Origin of the sequence: uncultured Friedmanniella sp., from assembly GCF_964244005.1 — a bacterium.
Lineage (GTDB): Bacteria > Actinomycetota > Actinomycetes > Propionibacteriales > Propionibacteriaceae > Microlunatus.
This window is the reverse complement of record NZ_CAXTHG010000005.1, coordinates 1-13235: the sequence shown is the minus strand read 5'-3', so window position 1 is coordinate 13235 and position 13235 is coordinate 1. Positions and strand designations below refer to the sequence as shown.

12 protein-coding genes and 2 tRNA genes are annotated in these 13235 nt (G+C 67.7%); 7 read left to right on the top strand and 7 right to left on the bottom strand.

What is annotated here, in order from left to right; all coding sequences use genetic code 11:
* Positions 1 to 17 precede the first annotated feature (17 nt).
* The 3 genes from ACFE76_RS04420 to tig all read right to left on the bottom strand — a co-directional run bounded on the left by ACFE76_RS04420 (position 18) and on the right by tig (position 3474).
* The gene (locus ACFE76_RS04420; protein ID WP_375430530.1) at positions 18 to 695 is read right to left on the bottom strand and encodes an ATP-dependent Clp protease proteolytic subunit; all 678 of its coding nucleotides are present in this window, start codon (positions 693 to 695) and stop codon (positions 18 to 20) included.
* 14 nt (positions 696 to 709) lie between these two features.
* The gene (locus ACFE76_RS04415) at positions 710 to 1324 is read right to left on the bottom strand and encodes an ATP-dependent Clp protease proteolytic subunit (protein WP_375430687.1); all 615 of its coding nucleotides are present in this window, start codon (positions 1322 to 1324) and stop codon (positions 710 to 712) included.
* A gap of 656 nt (positions 1325 to 1980) precedes the next feature.
* Positions 1981 to 3474, bottom strand: coding sequence for a trigger factor (gene tig / locus ACFE76_RS04410; protein ID WP_375430529.1), 1494 nt, complete (start codon positions 3472 to 3474; stop codon positions 1981 to 1983).
* 182 nt (positions 3475 to 3656) lie between these two features.
* Here tig and ACFE76_RS04405 point away from each other — a divergent pair.
* The 3 genes from ACFE76_RS04405 (at position 3657) to ACFE76_RS04395 (ending at position 5111) form a co-directional block, all read left to right on the top strand.
* Positions 3657 to 3729 (top strand) — tRNA-Pro (locus ACFE76_RS04405).
* 46 nt (positions 3730 to 3775) lie between these two features.
* Positions 3776 to 3849 (top strand) — tRNA-Gly (locus ACFE76_RS04400).
* Positions 3850 to 3872: 23 nt separating this feature from the next.
* Positions 3873 to 5111, top strand: coding sequence for an alpha-hydroxy acid oxidase (locus ACFE76_RS04395; RefSeq protein ID WP_375430528.1), 1239 nt, complete (start codon positions 3873 to 3875; stop codon positions 5109 to 5111).
* Here the strand turns inward: ACFE76_RS04395 and ACFE76_RS04390 are convergent.
* From ACFE76_RS04390 to ACFE76_RS04380, 3 genes are all read right to left on the bottom strand, one after another.
* Complete coding sequence (locus ACFE76_RS04390) at positions 5108 to 6022, bottom strand: SMP-30/gluconolactonase/LRE family protein (protein ID WP_375430527.1); 915 nt, start codon at positions 6020 to 6022, stop codon at positions 5108 to 5110. The two genes, ACFE76_RS04395 and ACFE76_RS04390, sit on opposite strands and share 4 nt — an antisense overlap.
* Positions 6019 to 7350 (bottom strand): MFS transporter, encoded by a 1332-nt coding sequence (locus ACFE76_RS04385; protein ID WP_375430526.1) that lies wholly within the window; start codon positions 7348 to 7350, stop codon positions 6019 to 6021. Before ACFE76_RS04385 ends, ACFE76_RS04390 begins: the two co-directional genes overlap by 4 nt.
* An 86-nt stretch (positions 7351 to 7436) precedes the next feature.
* Positions 7437 to 8129, bottom strand: a complete 693-nt coding sequence (locus ACFE76_RS04380) for an IclR family transcriptional regulator (protein ID WP_375430525.1) — start codon at positions 8127 to 8129, stop codon at positions 7437 to 7439.
* 95 nt (positions 8130 to 8224) lie between these two features.
* Between ACFE76_RS04380 and ACFE76_RS04375 the strand changes: the two genes are divergently transcribed.
* From ACFE76_RS04375 to ACFE76_RS04360, 4 genes are all read left to right on the top strand, one after another.
* Positions 8225 to 8473, top strand: coding sequence for a hypothetical protein (locus ACFE76_RS04375; RefSeq protein WP_375430524.1), 249 nt, complete (start codon positions 8225 to 8227; stop codon positions 8471 to 8473).
* A complete protein-coding gene (locus tag ACFE76_RS04370; protein WP_375430523.1) occupies positions 8470 to 9642 on the top strand; it encodes an acetyl-CoA C-acyltransferase in 1173 nt (390 codons plus the stop codon). The genes ACFE76_RS04375 and ACFE76_RS04370 overlap by 4 nt, the downstream gene beginning before the upstream one ends.
* Before the next feature lie 1188 nt (positions 9643 to 10830).
* Positions 10831 to 11568, top strand: a complete 738-nt coding sequence (locus ACFE76_RS04365) for a hypothetical protein (RefSeq protein ID WP_375430522.1) — start codon at positions 10831 to 10833, stop codon at positions 11566 to 11568.
* A 279-nt stretch (positions 11569 to 11847) separates the two neighbouring features.
* The gene (locus tag ACFE76_RS04360; RefSeq protein WP_375430521.1) at positions 11848 to 12639 is read left to right on the top strand and encodes a hypothetical protein; all 792 of its coding nucleotides are present in this window, start codon (positions 11848 to 11850) and stop codon (positions 12637 to 12639) included.
* Between the two features lie 98 nt (positions 12640 to 12737).
* Here ACFE76_RS04360 and ACFE76_RS04355 read toward each other — a convergent pair whose 3' ends face one another.
* On the bottom strand, positions 12738 to 13070 hold the full coding sequence (locus ACFE76_RS04355) for a CPCC family cysteine-rich protein (RefSeq protein ID WP_375430686.1): 333 nt from the start codon (positions 13068 to 13070) through the stop codon (positions 12738 to 12740).
* Positions 13071 to 13235: the final 165 nt, after the last annotated feature.

Sequence of the window (13235 nt, the reverse complement as noted above, 5' to 3'; positions counted from 1 at the left end):
CAGGCGAGCCGGTCAGGTCAGGCGTCGACAGCCTTCAAGGACGTCAGGATCTCGTCGATGATGCCGTACTCGAGGGCCTGGTCGGCCGTCAGGTACTTGTCGCGCTCGATGTCGTGGCTGACCTCGTCGGTGGTCTTCCCGGTGTCGGTAGCCAACATGTCCTCCATCAGGGACCGGATGCGCAGGATCTCGCGCGCCTGGATCTCGATGTCGGACGACTGCCCGTAACCACCCTCGGTCGCGGGCTGGTGGATCAGGATCCGGCTGTTCGGCAGGGCCAGCCGCTTGCCCTTGGTGCCGGCCGCCAAGATGACCGCCGCCGCTGACGCCGCCTGACCCAGGCAGACCGTACGAACGTCGGGCTTGATGTAGCGCATGGTGTCGTAGATCGCCGTCAGCGCGGTGAACGAGCCACCGGGTGAGTTGATGTAGATCTCGATGTCGCGGTCGGCGTCCATCTGCTGCAGGCAGAGCAGCTGGGCCATCACGGCGTTGGCGATCTCGTCCGAGATCGGCGTGCCGAGGAAGATGATCCGGTCCTCGAACAGCTTGGTGTACGGGTCGATGCGACGCATCCCGTAGGACGTGCGCTCTTCCCACTGCGGGATGTAGTAGTCCATCGTCGGGGCGAACGGCTGGCCCTCGGCGGTCGGAGTGGCGGCGCGCCCGAAGGGGGCGGCGAAGTTGGCGGGCACAGGAATCAGCCCTTTCACTGGTTGGGGGCCTCGGCCTGGGAGGCGGGGATCTGCGCCGCGGAGGCGTAGACGTGGTCGATCTGGCCGTACTTGAGCGCGTCCTCGGCGGTGAACCAGCGGTCGCGGTCGGAGTCGGCCTCGATCTGGTCGAGGGTCTGCCCGGTGTGCTCGGCGATCAGCTTCTGCATCACGCTCTTGATGTGCAGGGACTGCTCAGCCTGGATCCGGATGTCGCTGGCCGTTCCGCCCAGCCCGCCGGACGGCTGGTGCATCATGATCCGGCTGTGCGGCAGCGCGTAGCGCTTGCCCTTGGTGCCGGCGCAGAGCAGGAACTGGCCCATCGAGGCGGCCAGACCCATGGCCACGGTCGCCACGTCGTTGGAGATCCAGTTCATGGTGTCGTAGATCGCCATGCCCGAGTCGACGGAGCCGCCCGGGGAGTTGATGTAGAGGAAGATGTCGCGGTGCGGGTCCTCCGCGTTCAGCAGCAACATCTGCGCGCAGATCGCGTTCGCGTTCTCGTCGCGCACCTCGGATCCGAGGAAGATGATGCGGTTCTGCAGCAGAGCCTGGTACACGTTGTCGTCGAGGCCGATACCGCCCCGGCTCGCGGCGCGCGGCTGTGCGATGCCGGCGGATCGTAGATCTCCAGAGTGTGCGTTCACGATCACGAACCTACCCCGCAGGACTGACAGTCCGAGGGGCAACGAGGCTCTGTTCGCTGTCGGCGCAGCCGCGGCCAGCTGCGTGGCGGGTGAGGGTAGGCGGGCGACTCTCCCCCTGATCTGGATCGCCGCGCCCTCCCCACCGCCGTCGCCGGCGCGTTCTGGCCCTCCCCTGACCTGGGCTGACACGCCGCTTCCTGCTTGGTCCTGCATCGGTGCCGCGACGCTCCCCCTGACCTGAGCCGCAGTACCGATCCCCTGCCGTGCCTGGCGCTGCAGCCCTCCCCTGACCTGGGCCTGCGCACTGGTCCGAACGAGCGAGACCTCCCCCTGACATGGTCCGCCGATCGAGCCGTTCCCGGTGTCCTCGTCGCGACGCCCTCCCCCTGATCTGGGCGCCGCTCCCGGACTACCGGAGCTGGTGGCCGGTCGGTCTCCCCAAGACCGCCCGGCAAGAAGAACTCTGGTTGACCGACCTCGGTGGGACGTCGGCGCCGGATCGAGGTTTCCTCAAGATCCGCGCAAGGTTCACTTGATATCTCAAGTCCTGTTGAGAGCCGCCTGAGAACGACGGAACCCCCGTCCACAGGACGGGGGTTCGGTCGTGCCAGCGGGTGAGGTCAGCGCTGCGCCGGCTCCTCAGCCGTCGCGGACTTGTCGACCCCGGCCTCGTCGACCCCGGCCTCGTCGACCCCGGCCTCGTCGACCCCGGCCTCCTCGACCCCGGCCTCGTCGACCCCGGCCTCGTCGACCTCGAGCTCGTCGACCTCGTCGTCCCCGATCGTGCCGTCCTCGCGAAGACGAGCCAGCTCGACCGGCGCACCGGCAGAGTCGGTCACGGTGGCGGACTCCACGATCAGGGCGAGAGCCTTGCCGCGGCGGATCTCCGTCAAGTACTCGTCGATGTGGTGCGGGTGCTCCTGCAGGTGGTCGGCCACCTGCTGCGGTGCGGTGTTCTCGGCCTGCGCCTTACGGATGATGTGCTGGGTCAGGTCGTTCTGGTCGACCCCGACCTGGCGCTCCTCGGCGACCTTGTCCAAGATCATTTGGGCCTTGAGGGCCTGGGTGGAACGCTTCTCCACGTCGGCCCAGAACTCTTCCTCGGTCTGACCCACTTCGGCCTCGTCGAGGTACTGCTCCAGGCTCAGCTGGGCCTGGGCGAGCTGCGTGGTGATCTGGTTGGTGCGGGCCTCGAGCTCGGACGCCAGGATGTTCTGCGGCACCTCGATCTCGAGCTGCCCGATCAGCGCCTCGAGGACGGCGTCGCGGGCCAGTCCGGCCTGCTCGAGCCGAGCCATGGCGGTCAGCTGGTCGGCGATGCTGCTGCGCAGCTCGGCGATCGTGTCGAACTCCGACGCCAGCTGCGCGAAGTCGTCGTCCGCGGCCGGTAGCTCCTCGGCCTGGACCTTGGTGACGGTGACCTCGATGTCGGCCTGCTCGTCCTTCAGCGGGCCACCGACCAGGGTCGAGACGAAGGTCGCGGACTCCCCCGCCGACAGGCCCGTGACGGCGTCGTCGAGCCCGTCGAGCATCTGGCCGGAGCCGACCGTGTACTCCAGGTCCTCGGCCGTGGCGTCGGGCAGGGCCTCGCCGTCCTTGCTGGCCACGAGGTTGATGGTCAGCACGTCGCCGTTGGCGGCGGGGCGCTCGGCGACCTCGCGGGAGCCGAAGCGGTGCCGGAGCGCGTCGACCTGCTCGTCGACCTGGCTGTCCGCCACGTCGACCGCGTCGACGCTGGCCTCGAGTGTGGCGAAGTCGGGAAGGTCGAAGGCGGGGCGGACGTCCACCTCAGCGGTGAACTCGATGCTGTCACCGTCCTCGAGCTTGGTGACCTCCACGTCGGGCTGCGCCAGCGGGGCGAGGGAGTTCTCCGTCACGGCCGCGCCGTAGAAACGCATCCAGGAGTCGTTGAAGGCCTCCTGGATGACCGTGCCGCGACCGAAGCGCTGGTCGATGACGGCCGGCGGCACCTTGCCGCGCCGGAAGCCGGGGATGTTCACGGTCTTGGCGATCTCGGCGTAGGCCTTGTCCATGCTGGGCTTGAGGTCGGTGAACGGGACCTCCACCGTGATCTTGACCCGCGTGGGGCTCAGCTGCTCGACGGTGCTGGGCACTCTTCAACTCCTGGATTTGGCAGATCTTCACTCGTGGGCGCGCGTCGGTCGGCGCCTCGAGGTGTGGCTCGGTGAAGAGCACCATCCTAGGGCGGGTCGTGCGGCCGGGCCAAAAGTGCGCTTGGTCGCGGTCGTGGACTACCCCTAGACTGCACGGGCGTCACCGGGTCGACCGGTCGCCGCGGGGCGTAGCGTAGTGGCTAGCGCGTCTGCTTTGGGAGCAGAAGATCGCAGGTTCGAGTCCTGTCGCCCCGACTCGCGCGAGCGGAGCCTGGCGTGTATTTTCGTGCGTGCTCGTCCTGCGGGTGTAGCTCAATGGTAGAGCCCCAGTCTTCCAAACTGGCTACGCGAGTTCGATTCTCGTCACCCGCTCCAGCCCCGCCGGTCGAGGAGGACCCATGGCTCTGCGCCCGAGCGCGATCGCCGATCTGGCCAAGATGCTCGTTGCGGGTGGGATCACCGTGGACCCGCTGGCCTACGCCCCCACCGTCGACGACGTCCGGCGGCTGGCGAAGGGCAAGCTGCCGCGGATGGCGTTCGACTTCGTGGACGGCGGTGCCGACGCCGAGATCACCCTGCGCAGCAACGTGGCCGACCTGGCACGCGTCCGCTTCGTCCCGTCCTCGCTCCGCGACGTCTCGACGATCCAGCTCGCCAAGCCGGTCCTCGGACAGACGATGCCGATGCCTCTGCTGCTCGCCCCCTGCGGTTCGGTGCGGGTGGTGGGCCGCGACGGAGAGCTGAGCGCGGTCCGAGCGGCGGGCGCGGCGGGGCTGACCTACACGATCAGCACCGCGTCGAGCTGGTCGATCGAGGAGATCGCCGAGCAGGCCACCGGTCCGCTGTGGTTCCAGCTCTACATGTGGCGCAGCCGCGAGGTGATCGCGGGACTGGTCGACCGCGCCCGAGCGGCCGGCTGCCGCGCCCTGGTGGTGACCATCGACGTGGCCGTCAACGGCAAGCGGTCCCGGGACCAGCGCAACGGGATGTCGATCCCTCCGCAGGTCACGCTGCGGAACGCGCTCGGGGCAGTCCGGCACCCGGGCTGGTTCACCAGCCTGATGACCGGCCCGACGATCGGCTTCCGCAACCTGATGGGCGTCGCCGAGGGCTCGAGCGCGATGTCGCACCAGGCCTACATCAACACCGAGATGGTCAACCTCAAGGCCAGCTGGGACGACGTCGCCTGGCTGCGCAGCGTCTGGGACGGACCGCTGCTGGTCAAGGGCATCACGTCCCGGGCCGACGTCGAGCAGTCGCGCCGGGTGGGAGCTGACGGGGTCTGGATCAGCAACCACGGCGGCCGACAGCTGGACAGCCTGCCCAGCACCGTCTCGGTGCTGGCCCCGCTGGTCGAGGCGGCCGACGGGATGGAGGTCATCGTCGACAGTGGGGTGCGCACGGGTGGGGACGTGGTGAAGATGCTGGGCCTCGGCGCCACCGCTGCGGCGGTCGGTCGGCCCTGGGTCTACGGGGTCGCCGCGGCCGGCGAGCGCGGCGTGACCAAGGTGATCGACCTGCTCACCGCCGAGCTGCGCGAGACCATGATCCTGTTGGGCGAGACCGACGTGAGCCGGCTGGGTCGGCAGCACCTACGGGTCCCGCCGGAGTTCCTGACCGACTCCGCCAGCGTCTAGCGGTTCCCGGACCGCCGGTGCAGGACCGCGTCGGTGACCGTGGTCCGGATCCGGTAGAGGCTGGTCGAGGCAAGGATGTACAGCGTCTGCAGGTCCTCCCCGCCGAAGCAGAGGTTCGCGATCTTCTCGGGGACCTCGATCCGTTCGATCAGGTCGCCGGCCGGTGAGAACACCTGGACCGAGTCCAGGCTCGAGGACCACAGGTTGCCGAGCTGGTCGACCCGGAAGCCGTCGGGCAGTCCCGGTGACACCTCGACGAGGATGCGGCCGTTCTTGGCGTGCCGGCCCTCGACCACGTCGTAGACGTGGATGGCGTGCCCCGCCGGCCGAGCGGGGTTGGGTTCGGCGGGCGAGTCCAGCGACGAGTCGGACACGTAGAGCAGGCTCTCGTCCGGGGAGAAGGCGAGCCCGTTGGGCTGCTCGAGGTCGATCACCACCGGGTCCAGCCGGCCGGTCGTCGGCTCGAAACGGAAGACGTAGCGGTCGCCGTACTCCTCCACCCCGGCGTAGCCCTCTCCCTGCTTGAGGATCCCGTAGGACGGGTCGGAGAACCAGATCGTGCCGTCGGAGGCCACGACGACGTCGTTCGGGGAGTTGAGCCGGGCGCCGCGCCAGGAGTCGACGACCGTGGTGACCACCCCGTCGACCTCCCGCTCAACGCGGCGGTTCCCGTGCGAGCACTGCAGCACCGACCCGTCCAGGTCCAGGGTGCGGCCGTTGGTGAACCCCACCTCCTCGCGGTGCACGGTGAGCTCGCCGGTCTCCTCGCTGAACTCGACGATCCGGTTCGCAGGGATGTCGCTGTAGCGCACCGCCCGCCGCTCGGGCAGCCAGACCGGACCCTCGGCCCACGTCGTCCCGGTCGCCACCTTCTCCAGCTCCGCGCCCGGGGCCAAGAGCTCTTCGCTCATCGAGCCACCTCCTTGCCCCGTCCAGCGACGGTCTCCTTGATGCGGGACAGCGGGATGAGGGCCAGCGCCACGATCGCGGCCAGCACGATGTAGTGGGTGGTGAATCCGTAGGCGTCGATGATGGCGCCGGCGACGATGGAGGCGAAGACGCCCGAGAGCCCGAGCGCGATGCCGATCATGATGCCCATGGCGGTGCCTGCAGCCTTGGGCACCGAGTCGATCAGCAGCGCGTAGACCACCGGGAACGGCGCGTTGCGGAACAGACCCCAGAACAGCAGCACGAGCCAGGCGCTGGTGGTGCCCACGATGAAGATCATCCCGAGCAGGGCCAGCGACCAGCCGATGATCAAGAAGGCGATGGAGAACTTGCGGCCCACGTGGTCCGACACGGTCCCCCAGACCACCTGGCCGATCCAGCCGGTCAGCCCGGACGCGCCGGCGATCAGCGCGGCCTGGCCCGCACTCATTCCCAGCTGGACGAACTGGGTGGTCAAGAACGTGACCGCCCCCGCCTCCCCCCACAGGAAGAGGAAGACCAGCACCACGGCCCAGCGGACGTTAGGGCTTTTCAGCGCCTCGCGGACCGGGGCCATCACGCCGCCGCTGAGCTTGGTGGAAAGCTCGGGCAGAGGTCGCGTCAGGTGGTTCTCGTCGATCCAGTCGTACACCTTCTGCTGGTTCTTCTTCGTGCCCACAAAGGCTTGCAGGACGACGATGATGATGCCCAGCAGCGGGATCAGCAGGAACGCCTCCCGCCAGCCGGCCACCCCGAGGATGGCGGCGATCAGCGCGCCGGTGGCGAACTGCCCGATCGGGAAGCCCGTGTGGTGCACCCCGAGGGCAAAGCCGCGGTGCTCTTTCGGCCACCACTCGCTGACCAGCGCTACGTTGACCGGCTCCGAGCCGCCGCGGCTGAGCCCCATCGGGACCCGCCAGAGCAGCAGCAGGAAGAAGCTGGTGGTGGCACCGAAGGTGAGCGCCCCGCCCAGGATCGCCAGCAGCATCGCGATGTTCCAGGTCCACGTGCGGCGGTAGCCCGTGCCGACCCGGTCGGCGATGATGCCGAAGAGGATGCCGCCGAGCACCAGCGCCCCGAAGAAGACGGAGTTGATCAAGCCGCCCTGCTTGGCGTCGAGGCCGTACTCCGCCGAGATCTGCGGCAACACGGCCGGCAGGATGCCGTTGTCGATCGAGGTCATCAAGATCGCGCCGGTGGTCACCACCAGCGTCAGCCACGAGATGGGGTGGGCCCGGGGCTTCCACGACTTCGTTCCTGGGTTGAGCTCGGCGCCGCTCCCGGTGGCCGCGCTCGCCTGATCTGCCGTCATCATCATCCTCGCTCGTCGTCGAACCGGATCTCCGTGCAGCACGTCGAACCCTGTGCGCCGAGGTGATCTTGCATAGCGCAGTCGGCCTATGTCAACGACCTCGGCCGGTGGTGGACAACCGGTGAAGTTCCTGGGTCAGCAGGTGCGCCTGTTCGAGCAGGTGCGCGCCCAGCTCCGGCTGTCGCCTCGGGCTGAGACGCGACTCGATACCGGTCAGGCTGAGGGCCCACGCCGACGCTCCGGTGGCGTCGAAGACGGCGGCCCCATCCCCAGCTGCCTTCGACGATCAGGCCCGGTTTGACGGCGTAGCCCTGCTCGCGGGTACGGGCGATCCGGCGCCGGACGCGGTCCGCCCGGTGCTGCGGACCCCACGCCCGCTCAAGGCCGGCAGAGCCGAGGTAGGCCGTGATCTCCGCGTCGGAGGAGAAGGCCACGGCCAGACCGGCCGAGGCGACGCCGAGCGGAAAACGCACCCCCTCGGTGAGCACGAACGACCGGACGGGAAAGCTGCCCTCCTCGCGCAGCAGGTAGACCGTCTCCGACCCCCGCCGGATCGAGAGGAAGGCGCTCTCGCCGGCGAGTCGGGCGAGCTCGCGGACGTACCCCCGCGCCAGCTCGGCGACGGGAAAGCGGTCGGCGGTCAGCGTCCCCAGCACGAAGAGCTCGGCCCCGAGGTGCCAGCGCGTCCGGCGTGCGTCGGTGTCCGGGAAGCCCTCAGCGGCCAGCGAGGACCGCAGTCGGTGCGCGGTCGGTCGGGTCAGACCGGCCTCGCTGGCCACGGCGGGGACCTGGCCAACTGGACGATCCCGGGCAAGCTCGTCAAGGGCATGGCCGGCGCGATGGACATGGTCGCGGGACGCCTCGGGTGGTGGTGGTGACCGAGCACGTGGCCAAGGACGGCTCGCCCAAGATCGTCACCCAGTGCACGCTGCTGTTGACCGGTTCGCGGGTGGTGCAGCGCATCGTCTCCGACCATGCTGTGTTGGACGTCGGCCCGGACGGGCTGGTGCTGGGGGCGGTCGCGTGCGGTACGTCGGTCGAGGACCTACGCGCCACCACCGACGCTCCGTTCGACGTCGACCTCGATGCCGAGGTCGCCCGACCTGCCGAGGAGGCATCATGACCACGGTGATCGTGGGCTACGCCCGCACCCCGTTCGTGAAGTTCAACGGTGTCTTCGCCACCTTGCCCGCCGTCACCCTGGGCGGACACGCCGCCGCCGCCGCCCTCGCGCGCGCCGGGGTGCCGGCGGAACAGGTCAATCACGTCTATTTCGGCCAGGTTTTGCAGGCTGTGGCCGGCCAGAACCCCGCCCGGCAGACGGCGGTGGCCGCCGGCATCCCGCTGACGGTCCCAGCCATGACCCTGAACGCGGTCTGCCTCTCGGGTACCGAGGCCGTGGTGGCGGCCGCTCGGCTGATCGACGCCGACGAGGCCGAGATCGTTCTGGCCGGCGGGCAGGAGTCGATGAGCTTGGCGCCGCACGCCTGGTCGGGATCGCGGGCCGGCGCTCGCTACGGCGCCGTCCAGCTGGTCGACGCCCTCGAGCACGACGGACTGACCGACGCCTTCGAGCGCCGCTCGATGGGCGCCTCGACGGAGGCCCGCAACGACGGGCTCGGCGTCGACCGGGCGGCGTGCGACGCCTGGGCTGCGGCGTCGCACGTCCGGTTGGCCGCGGCGACGGAGTTCCTGGCCGGCGAGATCGCGCCATACATCCTCGCCGGGCGGCGCGGGTCGACGGAGGTCACGCTCGACGACGGGCTGCGGGCCGACACAACCGTGGAGACCCTGGGCCGGCTGCGGCCGGCCTTCGGCGGCAGCGGGACGACGACCGCCGGCAACTCCTCCCAGATCACCGACGGTGCGGCCGCGCTAGTGCTGATGAGTGAGTCGACGGCGATCGAACGCGGCATCCCGATCCTCGCCCGGGTGCTGAGCCACGCCTTCGTCGCCGGCCCGGACGTCTCCCTGCACGCCCAACCGGCGAACGCGATCCTGGCCGCGCTGGCCAAAGCCGGCCGGGAGTCGGCCGACCTCGCGGCGGTGGAGATCAATGAGGCCTTCGCCGCGGTCGCCGTCCACTCCACCCGACTTCTCGGCGTCGACGGCGCCCTGGTCAACGCGCACGGCGGCGCCATCGCCCTCGGCCACCCGATCGGCGCCTCTGGCGCCCGGATCGTCGGTCACCTGGCCCGCCGGCTCGCGGGTGCTGAACCAGGTGCGGTGGGCGCCGCCGGCATCTGCGGCGGCGGCGGGCAAGGTTCAGCGGTCGTGCTGGAGTCCGTCTGACCGCTCCCCCAGGGTGCGCCGTGCGATCCGTCCACCCTCGCCCCACGGCAGCACAGTGATGACCGCACTCCCGACTCAACAGTTGCCCAGTGGACCTCCCCTCACGAGGCGACTACCCGGACGGTTACACCGGGACAGCCCGCTGACCAGGCCGGCTGGTCGCTCGAGATCGGATTCCGCAGCTCGACACGCTTTCGAGCGGCCGCTGCGGCTGTCCCGTCAAGGGGTCGGCTACTGCGTGCGTCCCGCAAGAGAGTCGCTTCGGTCAGACCGGCAAAGTCATGCTCGCGTGGATCAGGCGGAGGATCACCTGCCGTAGTCCATCGACCAAGAACCGGCCCGATGGCCCGTCGTCAACGGTTCCGATTGCTTGCTGGCCGTTGGCCGCGGTGTAGGTGACGGCGTGTACCACTGTGTTCCGCATCCTCACGGCAGGCCGCCCGACGTTGGACACCCAGTCCGACTTGATCAGCTCCAGCGGCAAGCCTGGCCGCCTCCTCAAGCTTGCTCACCGCTTGCCCAAGGGTCAGAGCGAATGGTTGGTCGGAAGCTTGGCCCTGGTAGTGGTTGAAGGCATCCCGCACGCCAGCGTGAGCCGTGCTGCCGCCCAGGTCACGCGCCCCAGCTCCAACAGCAGGTCAGGATCGCAGGGCATGGAGTCGACGTAACTCTCGGGCGGTAGGGCCATGTTGCCATCCTCTCAAGGGCGCGGTCCCAGTCGTACAGATGCTCGAGGATCGCCGTCGAGACCGCAACAGGAAAGCCAGGAGTCCGCTTTGCCTGGTGATACGCCTCGCCTCGGGACAGAAGTTGAACAAGCGCCCGGTATCTAGCTCCTGCTGTGCGAGGATTGCCGAACGACTTTGGGGGGTACTAGTGGAAACCATCACTGATGGCAAGTTCTGGCTCGGTGCAATCCTGGGCGCCATCGTCGGCGCTGTTGTGAGCCTAATCCTTACTTCGCTTTTTCAGCGACCTCTGGATACGTTCTTACATCGTGCGCGAGCGCGAGTGAGACGACGGGATCCAAAACCAAATCCCTCAGAGGACCTTGAATCGCTCGGCTTCTACCAAATCATGAGTTGGTCTCGCGCCAGACCATTAGATCCAGCACGCCACAATGTTTTACGGGATTCGAATCCGGAACCGAAGCAAGACTGGATTCCGACCGATGTTCTAGACGCCGCAGTGGCTGAGATGTCCGCTTACGTGTCAGGTGACGTCTGCGAGGTTACCAACTCAACCGTCGACCATGGCGAATCAGGGCCTAGTTCGAAAGACTTCGTAATATACGTACGTCCTAGCAAGTACGCGGCGAGCCTTGCCCTTCCAAAGCTCCTCGAAGACGAGGCCATCTGGAAGCCAGTAGAGAACCTAATTTCGACTCGCGGTATCGAAGGTGCGCTCCGGACAGCACCGCTGAGGTCACTATTCGTTGCTCTCACGCTTTCAACGCCGACGGGAGAGGTGTTGAAAACCCGGAGGTCCACCGCAACCGCGTCGTCGCGCGGTATCTGGTCGCTCGGAGTCTGCGAGACGATGAACTCCTTATCAGACCAGCCCGGTCATCCTGCTGAGGATCTATTTGCCCTTGCTCGTCGCGCCGCCCGGGAAGAACTTGGGTTGCATGGCGAAGATATCGGGCCCATCTGGTATACGTGGTATGGCTTTGGTAGGACGCACGGACAGTTTGTCGTTGCGCACACTTCCACTTCTCTACCTCAGGCAGTGGTTGAGCAGAAAGCACGCGAAGCCGAGGCCGGGTGGGAATCGGATGCGTTCCAGTGGATCGCTTTGGACAGCGCGGAAATGCGTCGCATCTCCACGCTGGATCGACATGCAGGGTGGCTCGATTTGACACCCCTCGCTGCCAGAGGACTTCTTGCGGTTCACGATGTACTAACCAGGGAGCCGACTCGCTACTGATTCAGCCGAGAGCCGGCGCCCCAACGCCCCACCCCACGCGACGAACGATGGGCCGTCGGTGAATTGGCGCTGCGTGATGCAGGCCCCAAGGTGGTCGTCTTCAGCCGCGTTGCCACCCGGTCGAAGGTCTGCTCCTCGTAGTCGGCCTCCGGAGCTGCGAGGCGATGCCCTAACGTCGGCCCGTGATCAACGTCTGCAAGAGCTGGTGAACGCAGGCGAGCTGTGGAACCTCCGCCGCCGCCGTCAAGACCGCCGCACGTCGCGATCGACGCTCACCCGGTGGAGATCGCCCGCCGGCGGCTCGATCGTGCTCTGCTGCACTGCGAGCAGCTCGAGGGAGGCCTGCGGGAGTTCTTCCGCGACCGACCGTTCAGGGTTTTCCTCGAGCACGATCGGGAGTTGGGGCGCTTTCTCATCCGCGGACGGATCCTGCGCCAGCCACCGGAGGAGTTCTCGCAGATCGCCGGCGACGCAATTCACAACTTGCGCGCCTCCCTCGACAACCTGATGTGGGGGTTCGCCCGCATGCATCAGGACCCGCCGAAGCGTCCGCGGCGCGTGGCCTTTCCGATCTACGACGTGAAGACCGCACAGAGCAAGAAGCAGCCATCCTGGGACGTCGAAGGCCGCGAGGCTGTCGACGGTGTGGTCGCGCCGGCCGTCGCCGATGTGATCGAGCAGTTCCAACCGTGTATCGGGTCTCCTGAGGACCCTCAGGGCCATCTGCTGTGGGTGCTCAACCTGTTGTGGAATGAGAACAAGCACCGAAACCCTTCGGTCACCGCCGGAGCCACCGTTCTCTGGGAAACGGTGCTTCAAGACCTCGTCTTCGTGAATACCATGATTACCCCACCTCTCTCTTACGACGGGCCGTTCCAGGACGGGGATGCGTTGGCGTGGCTGGACTACGACCCGGCGGGAAGCATCGAAGGGGAACCCGACTTTCGCTTTGCGCTGCCGGTCGCGTTTAGCGCCGACAGTGCTGCTCGCGGAGCGAACGTCCAAGCTTTGCTTCGACAGCTGCACACGTTTCTTCTTCACTCCGTGCTGCCAGCCTTCGAGAGGCTCTGAAGTGGGCCGAGACGCCGAAATCGCAGTTGCGGTCGCCATGGCACTCTGCGTGCGTGCCGCACAAGGGTCGTCCATTGACCTGCTCGCACGACGGTCGGCTACTGAGGCGGGCTGGGTGGATTATGCGGCAAGAGTTCGCCGCGGGTACGGCGGTACACCTCGCGAGCCGCGTCGAGGCTCATGCCGCCGTTGGGCCCGAGGCGAATCAGGTGGCTGTCGTGGTCATCCTGGCCGTCGTCCTCCCAGTCACAGTTCGGGCAGAGGTCGTAGTTGCCGCGAGTGGGGAGGCTGGGGTGGCCGCAGCAGGGGCAGGTGTAGGGCCCGCCGGCGGTATCTGCTCGGACGTTGGTCAGGCTGGCGCGGAAGGCAGCTTGGGCCTGGTCTCGGGCCTGTTGCTTCGGAGTAGCCGGCTCGTCGTGGACACCAACCATCGAGACGCGGCCGCGAATGAGTGGTGGAAGGCGCACCGCTCGAGTATCAACTGTTCAGGGTTCCTGTGCTGCTGAATTGGCAGCTAGGGAAGCGCTGATTTTCTCTTGGGCCCGGGGCGGCGTCTGGTCTGGTGGTGGAGCCGGGGAGAGGATGAGTTATGGGTA

Excerpts from the sequence above, each read along its gene's own strand:
- ACFE76_RS04370 (WP_375430523.1), top strand. The coding sequence starts at position 8,470 with ATGACCACGGTGATCGTGGGCTACGCCCGCACCCCGTTCGTGAAGTTC.
- ACFE76_RS04395 (WP_375430528.1), top strand. The coding sequence starts at position 3,873 with ATGGCTCTGCGCCCGAGCGCGATCGCCGATCTGGCCAAGATGCTCGTT.
- ACFE76_RS04385 (WP_375430526.1), bottom strand. The coding sequence starts at position 7,350 with ATGACGGCAGATCAGGCGAGCGCGGCCACCGGGAGCGGCGCCGAGCTC.
- ACFE76_RS04355 (WP_375430686.1), bottom strand. The coding sequence starts at position 13,070 with ATGGTTGGTGTCCACGACGAGCCGGCTACTCCGAAGCAACAGGCCCGA.
- ACFE76_RS04390 (WP_375430527.1), bottom strand. The coding sequence starts at position 6,022 with ATGAGCGAAGAGCTCTTGGCCCCGGGCGCGGAGCTGGAGAAGGTGGCG.